18 protein-coding genes are annotated in these 14,156 nt (G+C 65.3%); 16 read left to right on the top strand and 2 right to left on the bottom strand.

The features are described 5' to 3' along the window. The first annotated feature begins 40 nt into the window (after window positions 1-40). The 13 genes from GKC30_RS06200 to GKC30_RS06140 all read left to right on the top strand — a co-directional run bounded on the left by GKC30_RS06200 (window position 41) and on the right by GKC30_RS06140 (window position 9,805). Window positions 41-748: a YggS family pyridoxal phosphate-dependent enzyme gene (locus GKC30_RS06200; RefSeq protein ID WP_155933145.1), complete on the top strand. Its 708-nt coding sequence runs from the start codon at window positions 41-43 to the stop codon at window positions 746-748. Window positions 749-772: 24 nt separating this feature from the next. Beyond that, window positions 773-1,534: a motility protein A gene (locus GKC30_RS06195; RefSeq protein ID WP_155933143.1), complete on the top strand. Its 762-nt coding sequence runs from the start codon at window positions 773-775 to the stop codon at window positions 1,532-1,534. Window positions 1,535-1,564: 30 nt separating this feature from the next. After that, a complete protein-coding gene (locus tag GKC30_RS06190; RefSeq protein ID WP_155933141.1) occupies window positions 1,565-2,386 on the top strand; it encodes an OmpA/MotB family protein in 822 nt (273 codons plus the stop codon). A 2-nt stretch (window positions 2,387-2,388) separates the two neighbouring features. Next, on the top strand, window positions 2,389-3,117 hold the full coding sequence (locus tag GKC30_RS06185) for an OmpA/MotB family protein (RefSeq protein WP_155933139.1): 729 nt from the start codon (window positions 2,389-2,391) through the stop codon (window positions 3,115-3,117). Between the two features lie 92 nt (window positions 3,118-3,209). Beyond that, on the top strand, window positions 3,210-3,698 hold the full coding sequence (locus GKC30_RS06180; RefSeq protein WP_155933137.1) for a flagellar basal body-associated FliL family protein: 489 nt from the start codon (window positions 3,210-3,212) through the stop codon (window positions 3,696-3,698). A gap of 73 nt (window positions 3,699-3,771) precedes the next feature. Next, entirely contained in the window at window positions 3,772-4,296 is a 525-nt protein-coding gene (fliN, locus tag GKC30_RS06175; protein WP_155933135.1) for a flagellar motor switch protein FliN, read from the top strand. Further along, window positions 4,289-4,711 carry a FliO/MopB family protein gene (locus tag GKC30_RS06170; protein WP_231117066.1) on the top strand — a complete coding sequence of 141 codons (423 nt, stop codon included), beginning with the start codon at window positions 4,289-4,291 and terminating at the stop codon, window positions 4,709-4,711. The genes fliN and GKC30_RS06170 overlap by 8 nt, the downstream gene beginning before the upstream one ends. After that, window positions 4,708-5,481, top strand: coding sequence for a flagellar type III secretion system pore protein FliP (gene fliP, locus GKC30_RS06165; RefSeq protein WP_155933133.1), 774 nt, complete (start codon window positions 4,708-4,710; stop codon window positions 5,479-5,481). Before GKC30_RS06170 ends, fliP begins: the two co-directional genes overlap by 4 nt. A 35-nt stretch (window positions 5,482-5,516) precedes the next feature. Further along, window positions 5,517-5,786, top strand: a complete 270-nt coding sequence (gene fliQ / locus GKC30_RS06160) for a flagellar biosynthesis protein FliQ (RefSeq protein ID WP_155933131.1) — start codon at window positions 5,517-5,519, stop codon at window positions 5,784-5,786. A 138-nt stretch (window positions 5,787-5,924) separates the two neighbouring features. After that, window positions 5,925-8,339 carry a Lon protease family protein gene (locus tag GKC30_RS06155; protein WP_155933129.1) on the top strand — a complete coding sequence of 805 codons (2,415 nt, stop codon included), beginning with the start codon at window positions 5,925-5,927 and terminating at the stop codon, window positions 8,337-8,339. Between the two features lie 13 nt (window positions 8,340-8,352). Continuing rightward, complete coding sequence (locus GKC30_RS06150; RefSeq protein ID WP_155933127.1) at window positions 8,353-9,009, top strand: metallophosphoesterase family protein; 657 nt, start codon at window positions 8,353-8,355, stop codon at window positions 9,007-9,009. Between the two features lie 34 nt (window positions 9,010-9,043). Then, a complete protein-coding gene (locus GKC30_RS06145; RefSeq protein WP_155933125.1) occupies window positions 9,044-9,514 on the top strand; it encodes a 23S rRNA (pseudouridine(1915)-N(3))-methyltransferase RlmH in 471 nt (156 codons plus the stop codon). Between the two features lie 12 nt (window positions 9,515-9,526). Further along, window positions 9,527-9,805, top strand: a complete 279-nt coding sequence (locus GKC30_RS06140; RefSeq protein WP_155933123.1) for a hypothetical protein — start codon at window positions 9,527-9,529, stop codon at window positions 9,803-9,805. Here the strand turns inward: GKC30_RS06140 and GKC30_RS06135 are convergent. After that, window positions 9,796-10,473, bottom strand: coding sequence for a 16S rRNA (guanine(527)-N(7))-methyltransferase RsmG (locus GKC30_RS06135; RefSeq protein WP_155933121.1), 678 nt, complete (start codon window positions 10,471-10,473; stop codon window positions 9,796-9,798). The genes GKC30_RS06140 and GKC30_RS06135 overlap by 10 nt on opposite strands. A 54-nt stretch (window positions 10,474-10,527) precedes the next feature. Next, the gene (locus tag GKC30_RS06130; RefSeq protein ID WP_155933119.1) at window positions 10,528-12,087 is read right to left on the bottom strand and encodes a PP2C family protein-serine/threonine phosphatase; all 1,560 of its coding nucleotides are present in this window, start codon (window positions 12,085-12,087) and stop codon (window positions 10,528-10,530) included. 127 nt (window positions 12,088-12,214) lie between these two features. On the opposite strand from GKC30_RS06130, the gene GKC30_RS06125 reads away from it, so the two are divergent. Genes GKC30_RS06125 through GKC30_RS06115 form a run of 3 tightly spaced genes read left to right on the top strand, consistent with a single transcriptional unit; the run spans window position 12,215 to window position 14,148 of the window. After that, complete coding sequence (locus GKC30_RS06125; protein ID WP_155933117.1) at window positions 12,215-12,814, top strand: hypothetical protein; 600 nt, start codon at window positions 12,215-12,217, stop codon at window positions 12,812-12,814. 1 nt (window position 12,815) lies between these two features. After that, window positions 12,816-13,769 carry a hypothetical protein gene (locus tag GKC30_RS06120; protein WP_155933115.1) on the top strand — a complete coding sequence of 318 codons (954 nt, stop codon included), beginning with the start codon at window positions 12,816-12,818 and terminating at the stop codon, window positions 13,767-13,769. Then, complete coding sequence (locus tag GKC30_RS06115) at window positions 13,756-14,148, top strand: PqqD family protein (RefSeq protein WP_155933113.1); 393 nt, start codon at window positions 13,756-13,758, stop codon at window positions 14,146-14,148. Before GKC30_RS06120 ends, GKC30_RS06115 begins: the two co-directional genes overlap by 14 nt. Window positions 14,149-14,156: the final 8 nt, after the last annotated feature.

Genomic DNA, 14,156 nt, shown 5'->3' with positions numbered 1-14,156 from the left:
ATAAGGGGAATGAGCCTAAGGCCCGGATTCATTGAGAGATATGATGGACAGATCAAGGGAGTTGGCCAGGGCGGCTGCCCGGGTTCGCGAGGAGCTGGCCCAGGCGGCGCAGCGGGCCGGGCGCGACCCCGGCCAGGTGACCCTGGTGGCGGTCTCCAAATTCCATCCGGCCGGGGACATTCGCGCCCTGGCCGAGGCCGGGCAGGCTGATTTCGGGGAGAACTACGTGCAGGAGGCCCTGGCCAAGCGCGAGGAGCTGGCTGACTTGGCCCTTCGGTGGCATTTCATCGGCGGGCTGCAGACCAACAAGGCGCGTTTCGTGGCCGGAAACTTCGCCCTGGTGCATAGCGTGGACTCCATGAAGCTGGCCCGGGCGCTGGACGGCAGGGCTTCGGGGCTGGGGGTTGTCCAGGACATCCTCATCCAGGTGAATGTCGCCGGAGAGGAGCAGAAATCCGGGGTGGACGAGGCCGGACTGCCGGAGCTGGCCGAGGCGGTCGAGGCCATGCCTGGGCTGCGTTTGACCGGGCTGATGACCCTGCCGCCCTTTTTCGACGACCCGGAGCGGGCCAGGCCGGTGTTTGCCCGGCTGAGGCGTCTGCGCGACGGGCTGGAAGGGCGCCTTGGCCGCCCGCTGCCCCACCTCTCCATGGGCATGACCGGCGACTTTGCGGCCGCCGTGGAGGAGGGGGCGACCGTGGTTCGCATCGGCACGAGGATTTTCGGGGCGCGTGCGCCCAGGCAATAACGAGGCAAGGCAAAAGGGCAGGGTATGGATCTCGGAACCGTCATCGGCATCGTTCTCTCCTTCGGTCTGGTCTGCTCGGCCATTTTGACCGGATCGAGCCTGATCATCTTCATTTCGGTGCCGTCGTTCCTCATCGTCATGGGCGGCACCCTGGGCGCGGCCCTGGTCAACTATCCCATCAGCTACGTCATCGGGCTGGTGGGCGTGGTCAAGAACACCTTCTTTTCGAGCATGGAGACACCCCAGGAGATCATCGACCGATTCAAGGACTACGCCAATCGCGCCCGCCGCGAGGGAATTCTCTCGCTGGAGCCCCTGATCAAGGAGATCGATGACGAATACATGCGCAAGGGGCTGCAGCTGACCGTGGACGGCCTGGAGCCCCAGACCATCCAGGAAATTCTGGAAACCGAGATATCCTACCTGAGCGAGCGCCACGCCACGGGTGCGGATGTGGTGGCCGTGCTGGGCACCCTGGCCCCGGCCATGGGCATGATCGGCACGGTCATCGGCCTGGTGCAGATGCTCCAGACCATGAGCGATCCGTCCACCATCGGCCCGGCCATGGCCGTGGCCCTGTTGACCACCCTGTACGGAGCCCTGCTGGCCAACCTCGTCTTCAACCCCATGGCTGGCAAGCTCAAGGCGCGCAGCAAGGAGGAGATTCTGCTGCGGGAGATGATCATGGAGGGCATACTCTCCATCTCCAAGGGCGAGAACCCGCGCATCATCGAGGAAAAGCTCAACAGCTACCTGCCGCCCAAGGACAGGGTCGTGACCGACTAGCGGGCCGCGCCTGCCAGGGAGACCGGGAACATGGCCAGAAAAAAGAAGAAACGGCAGTGCGAGTCCATGGCGCCGTGGATGATCACCTTTTCGGATGTCATGACGTTGATGCTGACATTCTTCGTGCTCCTGGTCTCCATGTCCCACATCGACCCGCGCCGCAAGCTGGTGGCCCTTGGCTCCATCATCGGCACCTTCGGCTGGCACGACGCCAGCTACGAGGTCTACTCGCGCAAGGACACCCGGCGCACCGTGGAGCCCGGCCCCATCGACATCGGCGATCTCGAGCCCCTCAAGGAGCTGCGGTGGGAGAACATCGACGACGACATCAACTTCCGCTCCAATAGATTTGTCCAGATTCTCTCCATCGACGCCAGCCTGCTCTTCGGCCCCGATTCCGTGAGCCTGAGCGCCGAGGGCCGCGCCGTGCTCGACGGATTCATGCCCGTACTCGCCCAGGTGCAGTATCCGCTGCTGCTGGCAGGCCACACCTCCATGCTGCGCGACGAGCTGGGCGCGGACTACCAGCCCGGCGACGACGAGCGCGACCCGGACCTGTCGTGGCGGATGTCCCTTGGCCGGGCCCTGGCCGTCTATCGTCACTTCATCGACAGGGGAATGCGCCCCGAGATGCTCCGGGTCGAGGGGTTTGGCAAGTACATGCCCTATTACACCCAGACCACGGCCGAGAGCCGGGCCAGGAACCGCCGCGTGGACATCGTCCTCGACAAGCGCAACCTTGACGCGGGCGAGCGCATCCAGGCGCTCGGCGGCGAGGTGCGCGTCCCGGTGGAGTCCGTCGATATAGACGGCTTCCGCTTCGACCTGCGCCCCCTGCCCGGGGTGGAGTAGCCATGGCCGGAAAGAAGAAAGAGCCGCCCTGCCCGCCGCTGGCCCTGTGGCTGGTCACCTTTTCCGATCTGGTGACGCTGCTGCTGACTTTTTTCGTGCTCATCCTGACCATGTCGTCCATGGACAACGCCATCCTGACACGGGTGACGCTTCAGACCGCTGACCTGGGCCTGCTCGACAAGCGCGGCTCGGGCCGCGTGGAGGTCAAGGAGCGGCTCATAGTGGACCTGATGGAAAAGCCCTGGGAGGTCATCAACAAGAAGCAGCGCATCAAGGATCTGCTCTTTCCCGACGATGACCTGCCCGAGGAACTGAGCAAGGCGGAGCTGGACCGGAACCTGGAGGTGCTGGCCCGGCCCGATGGCGTGGCCCTGGTTTTTTCCGATCAGCTGCTCTTCGGCCCCGGAGAGTCGCGCCTGAGCCCCCAGGGCCAGCGGCTCATGGATGCGCTGATTCCGCTGCTCATGTATATCTCGGCCCCGGTCAACGTGGCCGGGCACACCGATGTCACTGACGCCGGGATCGATCCCTACGCCCTGTCGGCCGACCGCGCCCTGGCCGTGCTCGATTTTCTCGTGGATTCCGGGGTGCCGCCGCGCCGTCTTTCGCTTTCGGCCTATGGGGGCGATGTCCCGGCCCTGGACGAACGGGGCAGACCGGCGGCCTCGGCCATGAACCGCAGGGTGGAGGTGCTGCTCAAGACCGCCCGGCCTGTGGGCGGATACCAGTAAGCCCGGTCCGGACGCTCTTAACTTTGTCTGGAAAACATCGCGAAACCACGTTATGACAGGCTGACCAAACAGGAAAACCAGAGGTGGCCACCATGGCTGAAGAAGATCTTGTCCAGGAAGGAAAGAAGAGCGGCAAGCTCAAGTGGATCATCATCGCGGTGGCGCTGATCCTCCTCGCGGTGGGCGGGTATTTCGGCTACACCATGTTTTTGGCCCCGTCCGACGAGGCGCGGACAGAAGAGCGAGGCGGTTCGGCCGATCCGCTCCCCGAATCGCTCGAGGGTATCCTCGTGCCGATGCCCACCTTCCTTGTCAATCTGGCCGATCCGCTGGGGCGGCGCTATCTCAAGCTCGGCATCGAGGTCGAGGTGCGCGACAAGAAGGTGGAAAGCGATCTGCTCAGGAACGAGGCCAGGATCAGGGATACCCTGCTCCTGCTCCTTTCGAGCAAGAGCTACGACACGCTCTCCACGATAAAGGCCAAGGTGGAGATGAAGCAGGAGATCGTGGACCGGCTCAACCAGATTCTTGGAAGAGGCACGGTCCTGCGTGTCTACATCACGGAAATGGTCATCCAGTAGCACGTCTCTTGCAGGGCCCTTTGCGGGCCGTCAGGTTTTTTGACGGGCACAACGTATTTCGCGAGGTGACGACATGGCCGATGATCAGGACAAACTGGCACAGGAGTGGGCCGACGCGCTGCTTGAGGGCAACGACGTTCCCGACCCGTCCGAGGCCGCCAGCGCTGATGTGTCCAGCGACGACGAGGCGCTGGCCGACGAGTGGGCGGCCGCCCTGGCCGAGACCACCCAGGAAGAGATCAAGCACGACAAGGAGCAGGCGTTCCTCTCCACGCAGACCCACGACTACGAGTTCAAGGACATGGGCAGCGCGGCCAAGGGCGCCCCTTCCGGCGGCAAGCGCGACCTGGACTTCATTCTCGACATCCCCCTTGAGGTGTCTGCCGAGCTGGGCCGCACCAAGCTGTTGATCAACGAGCTGCTCCAGCTGGGCCAGGGATCGGTGGTGGAGCTGAACAAGCTGGCCGGCGAACCGCTTGAGATATACGTCAACGGCAAGCTCGTGGCCCGCGGCGAGGCCGTGGTCATCAACGAGAAGTTCGGCATCCGGCTCACGGACATCATCAGTCCCATCGAGCGGGTCAAGCAGCTTGGCTAGCGCCGTGGCCCAGGGCAACGCCACATCCGCGCCCATGGCGCTGCCCGTGGTGGACTCGGGAGTCTCCATCCTGACCACCCTGGGCTACCTGTGCCTGTTGCTTGCCGTCATTTTTCTGGCTTTCTACCTGCTCCGGCGCATCGGTTTTCACGGCCTGGGCGGGACCGGGGGCAAGGGGGCGCCCCGCCTGATGAGCCGACTGGTTCTTGGCGCCCGCCAGAGCGTGGCCGTGGTGCGCTTTCGCGGCCGCGATTTTCTGCTGGGCGTGACCGAGGAGCGCATCAGCCTGCTGGCCTCTGAGGACGCCGATGCTGGCCCGGACGAGGCGGACGCGCCTGTCCGCTCTTCGGGCCCTGGGAGTTTTGCGGACCTGCTTGGGAAAAAGATTCGCCCGAATAGGGGAGAGGACGGATGATCGTGGGCAAGGCGCATCGCTTTTTGACGCTTCTGGCCTGTGTGGCGGGCGCCCTGGCGCTGCTGCCCGGTCTGGCCCTGGCCCAGGAGCCGGTCATTCCCAAGCTGACCATGGAGCTGGCCGCCGGGCAGGCCGAGCCGGGCGAAATCTCGACCCTGCTCGAAATCCTCTTTCTGCTCACCGTTCTCAGCATGGCTCCGGCCATCATGCTGACCATGACCTCCTTCACCCGGATCATCATCGTCTTCCACTTTCTGCGTCAGGCCATGGGCACCCAGCAGATGCCGCCCAGCCAGATCATGGCCGGGTTGGCCATTTTCATGACCGTGGTTATCATGATGCCCGTGGGCAAGGCCATCAACGACACGGCGCTCCAGCCCTACCTGGCCGAGGAGATCCGTTTCGACGAGGCCCTTGACCGGGCCCAGGCACCCATTCGCGAGTTCATGTTCAAGCACACCCGCGAAAAGGACCTCTCCATCTTCTACACCATCACCAAGGAAGAGCGGCCCAAGAACCGCGACGAGGTCAGCACCATCATGCTGGTGGCGGCCTTTACCATTTCCGAGCTCAAGACCGGCTTCACCATAGGCTTTCTCATCTACATCCCGTTTCTCATTCTGGACATGGTCGTGGCCTCCATTCTCCTGGCCATGGGCATGATGATGCTGCCGCCGGTCATGATCTCGCTGCCGTTCAAGATATTGCTGTTCGTGCTCGTGGACGGGTGGAGCCTGCTGGTCGGGTCCCTCGTCAACACCTTTCAGTGACCGGGCGCTTCCGCGTTCCCGGGGAGTAGTGCGTCATGACGCCTGAATTTGTGGTCGGTTTCGCCCGACAAGCCATCGAGGTCACGCTGACCATCGCCCTGCCCATGCTCGGGGTGGGCATGGCGGTGGGTATCTTCATATCCGTGCTGCAGGCCGCGACCCAGATCCAGGAGATGACCCTGACCATGGTGCCCAAGATCGTGGCCATCTTCATCACCCTGCTGGTCGCCTTTCCCTGGATCATGGACAAGATGATGACCTACACCACCAATCTTTTCCTCAACCTGCCCAACTACATTCAATAACTCCCCCGCCCGGCCGTTCCGTCTTTGGCCTTGCCCTGGCAGCGGCAGTGGTCATGAAGCGGGGTGACATCGTCGGGGAAAATCCGTATCTTCGCCCTGCGGCGCATTGACCGCGCACCACGAACACGAGAGCAGCCGATGAGCAACACCGCCACCCCGTTGGTGAAGGGCCTGAGCGGCGACAGGCTGCGGGCCGCCATGGACCCGGCCCGGATACCCTTCGCCTCCAGCGCAGACATCCCCCAGCGAAACGTCCACGCCAGATTCCAGCCCAGGGCCATCCAGGCCCTGTCCCTGGCCCTTGAGATCAGGGGCAACGAGCACAATGTCTATGTCTCGGGCGAGCCCAACATGGGCCGCACCTACTTTGTCATGAGTTTTCTCAAGCCCGCTGCGGCCCGTGCCGAAACCCCGTGCGACTGGGTCTACCTCTACAATTTCGAGGATAACGACAGCCCCATCGTCGTGCGGATGCCCGCCGGGCAGGGACGCAAGTTCAAGCAGGCTCAGCACAAGGCCATGGCCCACATCCGCCAGGAGATTCCGGCCCGTTTCGAGAAGGAGGCGTTCCAGAAGAAGCACGAGCGGATGATCAAGAAGTACAACTCCAGGCGCGAGGAACTCTTCAACAGGATGGACGCCACGGCCGAAAAGGAGAGCTTCAGTCTAAGCCTCGACGAGGAGGGCGTGCTGACGCTCTCGCCCATCGTGGACGGCCAGGTGGTCTCGGACAAGGACTTCGAGACCTTGAGCCCGGCCCTGCGCAAGAAGCTCAAGACCAAGGGCGAGGAGCTGCTGGCCAGCGTCAGCGCCATCCTGCGCAAGATCAACCAGAACGAGGCGGACATGCGCCAGTCCGAGGTGGACCTTCAGCGCGAGGCGGCCAAAGCCGTGCTCGACGAGAGTTTTGCCAAGGTCGTGGAGCGGTTCAGGGTTGTGGACGGGCTGCCCGAGTATTTCCAGGCCCTGCAGGACGAGGTGCTCGATAACGTGGACCAGTTCATGCCGCGTGACAACGCCCTGGCCGGGCTCATGCCCGAGGGGGCGCCCGGCGGCGAGGATTTCTTCACCCGCTTCGAGGTCAACCTGTTCGTGGACAACGGCAAGACCAAGGGGGCGCCCGTGGTGGTGGAGGACCACCCCACGGCCTTCAACCTGCTCGGCTCCATCGAGCGCGAGGCCGAGATGGGGGCGCTCTACACCGATTTCACCCTGATCAAGGCCGGGGCCATCCACCGGGCCAACGGCGGATTCCTGGTCCTCAATATCGAGGATCTGCTCTCCAATCCCAATTCCTGGGAGGGGCTGCTGCGCGCCCTGCGTTCCGGCCATTCGCGCATCGAAGATCCTGTGGACCCGGACCAGGTCCGCGCCCGCACCCTGCAGCCCGCCCCCGTGGACCTACGGCTCAAGGTCATCCTCATCGGCACCGAGGAGCATTACGAAATTCTCCTCTACAACGACGACAGGTTCGACAAGTTCTTCAAGCTCAAGGCGCACATGCAGCACGCGGCCACGCGAAACGCCGCCAGCATCCGCAACTATCTGCACGTCATCGGCCAGATCGCTGCCGAGTCGGAGCTGCTCCCCTTCACCCGCGACGCCATGGCCGGGCTTGTGGATTTCGGCTCCCGGCTGGTGGAGGACCAGAAGCGCCTTTCGCTCTACATTCCCCTGCTGCGCGAGCGGATGATCGAGGCTTCGGCCATGGCCCGCATGGCCGGGCGGGGCGAGGTCGGCCCGGCCGATCTCAGGTCGGCCGTGGCCGCCAAGGACTACCGGGTCAACCTCTATGAAGAGGAGTTCATGACCGAGTACGATCGGCAGGTGATCAAGGTGCAGACCAGCGGCCATGCCGTGGGACTGGCCAACGGGTTGTCCGTTACCCAGTTCGGCGATTACGAGATCGGCCTACCCCACCAGATTTCCTGCACCGTGGGCGTGGGCCACGGCGGCATTCTCGACCTGGAGCGCGAGGCCCAGCTGGGCGGCCCCATCCACACCAAGGGCATGATGATCATCAAGTCCTATCTGGTGCGCCTCTTTGCCCAGGACAAGCCCATCGTCCTGACCGGCTCCCTGTGCTTCGAGCAGTCCTACGCGGGCATTGAGGGCGACTCGGCCTCGGGCGCGGAGCTTGCCTCCCTGCTCTCGGCCCTGTCCGGAGCGCCCATCAACCTTTCCTGCGCCTTCACCGGAGCGGTGTCCCAGTCGGGCGCAGTCATGGCCGTGGGCGGGGTCAATCGCAAGATTGAGGGATTCTTCGAGGTCTGCCGCCGTCGTAAGCTCTCCGGGCGTCAGGGAGTCATCCTGCCCGCAGATAACGTGGTCAACCTGATGCTCAAGGACGAGATCGTCCAGGCCGTTGACGAGGGGCGGTTCCACATTTTCCCGGTGCGGACCATCGAGGAGGCCATGTACATCCTCACCGGAATGCGCTGCGGGGTGCGGGGCAGGAACGGCCAGTACCCCACGGGCACCCTGTACCGGCTGGTGGATGCGCGGCTGGCCGAGCTTACCCGCCTTGCCGTGGCCGCCGAGGGCAGAAAATAGAGGAGGCCGCGCCATGTACTGGATAGCCTTTGGCGATGTTCACGAAAGCACCGGGGTGCTGGGCTCGATCCCCGGTCTGGCCCGGGCCAGCGGGGTGATCATTACTGGCGACCTGACCAACCGGGGCGGCCGGGAGTCGGCCGACCGGGTTGTCGGCGCGGTGGCCGACTTCAATCCGCGCATCCTGGCCCTGCCGGGCAACATGGACACCGAGGCGGTGCAGGCCCGGCTCGTGGAGCGGGGCATGGACATCCATCTGCGGGTGAGGGAGCTTGCCCCCGGCCTGGGGCTGATGGGAGTCGGCTATTCCACACCCACGCCCTTTGGCACGCCGGGCGAGGTGGCCGAGGAAACTCTGGCGGGCTGGCTCGACGCCACTCACGCCCAGGCAGCGCATTTCGACGCCTTGATCGTGGCCGTGCACGAGCCGCCTCTGGGCTCAGGCGTGGACCGGCTGGGCAACGGCCAGCATGTGGGCAGCCCCGGCGTGCGGGCCTTCATCGAGCGCACGCGCCCGGCCCTGGTCCTGACCGGCCACATTCACGAGTCCAGGGCCGTGGACCGCATAGGGCACAGCACGGTCATCAATCCGGGCATGCTGGCGGGCGGCGGGTTCGTGCGCATCGAATACCGCGAGGGCGCGCTCTCGGCCGACCTGATGAGCGTCTGATGCGCCATCCGAGGCGGCGGAGGAAGGGGACGGAATGAGCGCCATGGGTTTCATATGGGTGGGCAGGCTCAAGGAGTCCTTTTCCCGTGACGGGTGCGACCTGTACTGGAAGAAGCTGTCGCGGTTCTTCAGGATCGACGAGGCCGTGATCAGGGACGGTCCGGGCAAGCTGCCGCCCGCAGAGCGCAGCCGCAAGGAGGGAGAGGCCATCCTGTCCCGGCTGGCGTCCGGCGATGTGCCGGTCATTCTCGACGAGGGCGGCGACCGGCTCACCTCGCGCCAGTTTGCCGCCTTTGTGGAGAAGTGGACGGACGCCCCCAACCAGCGGCCGGTATTTGTCATCGGCGGCCCCTTCGGCCTGTCGAACGAGGTCAAGGCGGCGGCGCGGGCGAGCATCCGCCTCAGCGACATGACCCTGCCCCACGAACTGGCCCGGCTGATGTTGCTGGAGCAGTTGTACCGGGCCGCCACCATCCTGAAAAACATGCCATACCATCATGATTGACGCAGAGGGACCATGCTGGACATCGACTATCTGAAGCGCGTGGAGAGCTATTTCGCCAGCGGCGACTGTGCCTTTGAATTCGAGCACGGCGAGGAGGAGCGGCGGCTGGCCATCATCGAGTTCCTGGAAACCCTGATGGATCTCGGGGAGCTGGCCGACGTGCTGGCCACCAAGCTCATCTTCAAGGACGCGTATGCCTCGCTGACCAGCGAGGAGGGCGTGGACGCGGCCCTGGAGGCCGAAGGCGGCGCTGCGGCGGAAAATGGGGACAAGGACGGTCCTCAGGGCTGAGGCTCGACCCGTTGCAGCGGCCAGAAATATCGGGTTTTCCCGCCAGCCGGGTAGCTGGCCGCCTCGGCCGGTGACCATCCGGCGGGCAGTTCCGCCTCGGGCGGGGGCGGGGTATTGGCCAGGATGACCACTGTGCCCCAGGGCCTGAGCATGGGCCGCACAAAGGGAAGCAGCTCGCGCCAGGGCATGAAGGCCCGGCTGACGATCAGGTCGGCGGTGGCGTGGTTGCCCCGGAGGGCAAGGCTGTCCAGGACCTCTTCGGCCCGGCCGTGGAAGACGTGGGTTGCGGCCAGCCCGAGCCTGCCCACCGCCGAGCGGAGAAAGGTGGCCCGTTTGTCGCGGCTCTCCACCAGCCAGTATTCCCCCCGAGGCCAGATCGTCCGCAAGGGAATTCCGGGCAGTCCGGCTCCGGCTCCGAGGTCGAGGCATAGCGGGGTGTCGCCCAGCTGAAGCCCATTGAGAAAATCAGCCAGATACAGGCTGTCCACCACCAGGGTGTCAAAGATGGCGGTCCAATCCGCCGGTCCCACCAGATTCATCCTGGCGTTCCATTTGACGAGCTGGCCGAGGTACTGGGCCAGGGACGCGGCCTGGGCCTCGGTCACGGGGCGGCCGAGCCTGCGGGCGGCGGCGGCCACGTCGGCCGGTGTCGGTACGGACTTGGTCATGGGCTGGCAATACGGGGTTTCGATCCGGGAATCCAGAAAATCCTGCGCCGGGGGTCAGACTCCCTTGACGACCACGAGGGTGATGTCGTCGTCCTGGGGTGTGGCCCCGGCAAAGTCGGCCACGGCTGCGAGCAGGGCGCTGACCAGTTGCCGCGCATCCGCGCCCGAGTTGTCGCGCAGGACCTGCCGCACCCGCTCGTGGCCGAACATATCTCCCTGGCGGTTCTGGGCCTCCCACAGGCCGTCGGTGCCTATGAGCATGGTCTGGCCCGGCCCTGGCAGGGGCATGGTTTCCTGGTGAAAGCGCCACTCCCGATCCACGCCCAGCGGGATGTCCCGGCCCCGAAGCTCTCGGAAGCTGTTGTCGGCAGGGTCGTGGAGCAGGGGCGGCTGATGGCCCGCGTTGACCCAGGTGGCCTCCCTGGCCGCAGGATCGAGGACCACGAAGAACAGCGTCATGAACCGGCCCGTGTCGTCGATGTCACGGGTCAGATGGCGGTTGGCGGTGGTGATGTTGCGGGCCGGGGAGCCGGGCGAGGCCGCGCTCTGACGGACCAGGGCGCGCCCGGCGGCCATGAGCAGGGCCGCGCCGATGCCGTGGCCCGACACATCGCCCACGGCCACGGCCACGCGGCCGCAGACCTCGTCGTCGCAGCCGATGTAGTCGAAGAAGTCGCCCCCCGTTTCCTCGGAGAAAACGGCTGCCCCTGCCAGATCAAGGCCGGGCAGTGCCGGAGCCTGATCAGGCAGCAGGTTCTGCTGCACCTCCACGGCGATGCGTAATCCGTCGCGCAGACGTTGGCCGTCGCGCAGACTGGCGATCATGGCGTTGGTATGGGCAGCGATGACGCCCATTTCATCGCAGGTGACGGCGGGCACGTTCCGGGAGAGGTCGCCCCGGCTGACGGCTTCGAGCACAGCGGTCTGGTTGGCGAAAAGCAGACGCAGGTTGCGGGAGTAGGACACGGCCAGGTTGACTATCAGGGCCAGCAGCGCGGCCATGACAAGGAGGATCTCCCCGAGCACGGCAGGACCCAGGAAGGGGAGCGAGGCCGGGCTGAGGCCCTGCTCCGAAAGCCAGCGGATGTCTCCCAGGAGCATGACCAGAAGGACGGCGGCGGCGAGGGAAACCACTGCCGTGGTCACCAGGATGAACTGGCTGGCGATGGACACGACCCGGCATGGAGGGCTCTGCTCGCGGGTAAAGCTTCTGCCTGGCTTGGCCAGGCGGATGGTCTCGCGTTCGCGCTCCAGGGCGAGATCAAGGCTGGCGAACACGCCGATGGCGAATACACCCAGGGCCAGCTTGAGACCGCTTTCCAGGAGGCCGAAGCCAAAGGTCAGCCGCAGGGCAACGGCCGTGACCAAGGCTGCCGCGGCGAACAGGCCAAGGTCCACGACGAGCTGGAGACGGGCCCGTAGCGCCGGGGGGCGTCGGGAAAGCAGCGGGGGCAGGGCCAGGGAGCGCACAAGCATGGCCAGGGCCAGGGGCAACAGCAGGAGCAGCCACAACAGCGGGGCGGCCAGCCCTTCGATGAGCGGGCAGGTCTGCCCGCCGAAGAAGGCGCCGCCCGCCATGGCCAGCAGAAAATATGTCGCCGCCCTTGGGGACATGGCTCCTCCGGGGTTGCCTGATTCGTTGTTCGCGCTCTATCCCTTTGCCAAGCGAGGGTTTCTCGTTTATCCATAAGATACCGCCTACGGGGCGGACAAGTCTTTTTCATGCAAGGGAGTTCTGGCAATGAAGCAACCGATTGCACTGGCGGTTCTGGTTCTGCTGCTTGTCTCCTCGCCGGGGCTGGCCGGGGAGCTGCCCCTCACCCTGGCGGGGTTCACCCTGGGGCGGGACATGGTCCAATACAAGGGCCACTGCCAGGGTCCGGCCCTGGTTGTCCCGGACATTCCCTTTCTGACCGAGAGAAGCCTGACGCCCGACGCCGTACCTGGGATACGCGGCGGCAGCCTGACCCACGGCAACTGCCTGGGCGAGGACAAGCTGCTGCGCATCAAGCTGAAATTCCACGACACCAGTCAGAAGTTCTTCAACAAGCTGGTCAAGGAGTACACGGACCGCTTCGGCAAACCCGACAGCTACCAGGGCGATGCCTTCCGCAACGTCATCGCCTGGCAGTGGGATTTTTCCCAGGGTGGCGAAGCCATGTCCGTGCTGGTCATGTGGAGCCGCGATAAGGAGATGCGGCCGGGCGTGTCCATCAAGATGACCCTGGAATCCGGCGTGGAGGCCGAGTATCAGTGTTTCATGGCCGCGTCGGGCAGGCAGGAGCAGGAGCGGGGCGGGCCTACGGCCATCCGCAGTCTCGACGAATTCATCCCCCGTTAGCATGGCCGAATACCACTGGAACGGCGTGGGCCTGACTGTGCCGGACGAATGGGAGCCCTTGGTTCTTGAGCGGGACGGGCTGACCTTGGGCAGCGGATCGCGCCCCATGTGCGAGCTTAAGTGGCGAACTGTGGCTGGCGGGTTTTCCTTTGAAAAGCATCTCAGGCGGCTGGCAAAAGGGCATCGCGACGCGGCCGTGCGGGCTGTGGCGGACGACGATCCGCCCCTGGTCTGGCGCGAGGCCGTGGAGGGGCTTGAGCGCTCCGGTCTGCGGGTGCGCAGCTTTGTCTGGCAAGCCGGGGGGCATCGCGGCATGGGGGCGGCCCTGCACGGCCCTGGCACCGGACTGGCCGCGTTGGTCCAGTTCTTCATGCACGGCGAGGAAGACAGGGAGGCAGAGGGGCTGGCGGCAGCAGCCCTCGCCGCCTTCCGCGACCACACCGTGCCCTGGGCCGAACGCAGCGATCCGGCCAGCCGGAGGACCGTGCCCTTTTGCATGTTCGGTCTGCGCGGCAGGGTTCCGGCATCCTTTGGTCTGGACAGCTTTTCCTTCCGACCCGGACATTACCGTGTGCGTTACTGGCGGCCGCGTCGCCCGGACTCCGGCAATGGCAGGCCGACGCCAAGGGGCTCGGGAACACGGCTGACCTTTGAGCGCTTCGCTCCGGCCAGCGTCCTGCTCAAGGGGCGCGGGCTGGACGGGTGGGCAGCGGAGGCCCTGGCCGATCCGCCTCCCGTGGGAGCGGTCTCCATCGGTCGGGACGGGGAGGCTGTCTGGTCGTGCGTGGCCGCCACCTCTGTGGCGCGAAGGCTCCTGCGTCGCGAGAACCATGCCCGGGGCCGGGTCTGGCTGCCGGCGGGTACCAATCACATTCTGGCCGTCACCGCCACGGGCGCGGTGCCGATGCCTGACGCGCCGTTTGCGGCCGCGGTCCAATCCTATGAGCTGGTTTAAGAAACGCGCACCTCATCCGGTCATTCCCCGCGCCCAGGCCCTGAACATGGTCCCGGTGCGCAGCACCGAGGTTCGGGCCGAGACAACCGCCGAGGGCGTGGTGCGCCTGTCCTACCCCCTGGCTGTCAAGCCGTGGTTCGGGCGGTTGGCCGACAGGGTCGGCCTGTGGGACGGGCGGCCCATGATCAAGCGGCTCGAGCTTGACGAGATGGGCGGCTTTGTCTGGGAGCGTATCGACGGCGAGCGGTCGGTGCGGCGCATTGCCGAGGAATTCGCCGCCCATTACGGCCTGCAGGCCCGCGAGGCCGAGCTTGGCGTCACGGCCTTTATCAAGGACATCGGCCAGCGGGGTCTGCTCGGCCTCAGGGAGCCTGTGTGAGAGGGCTT

The organism is Pseudodesulfovibrio alkaliphilus, assembly GCF_009729555.1.
In the GTDB taxonomy this organism is placed as follows: Bacteria; Desulfobacterota; Desulfovibrionia; order Desulfovibrionales; family Desulfovibrionaceae; genus Pseudodesulfovibrio; species Pseudodesulfovibrio alkaliphilus.
This window is presented reverse-complemented; position numbering and strand designations above follow the sequence as displayed.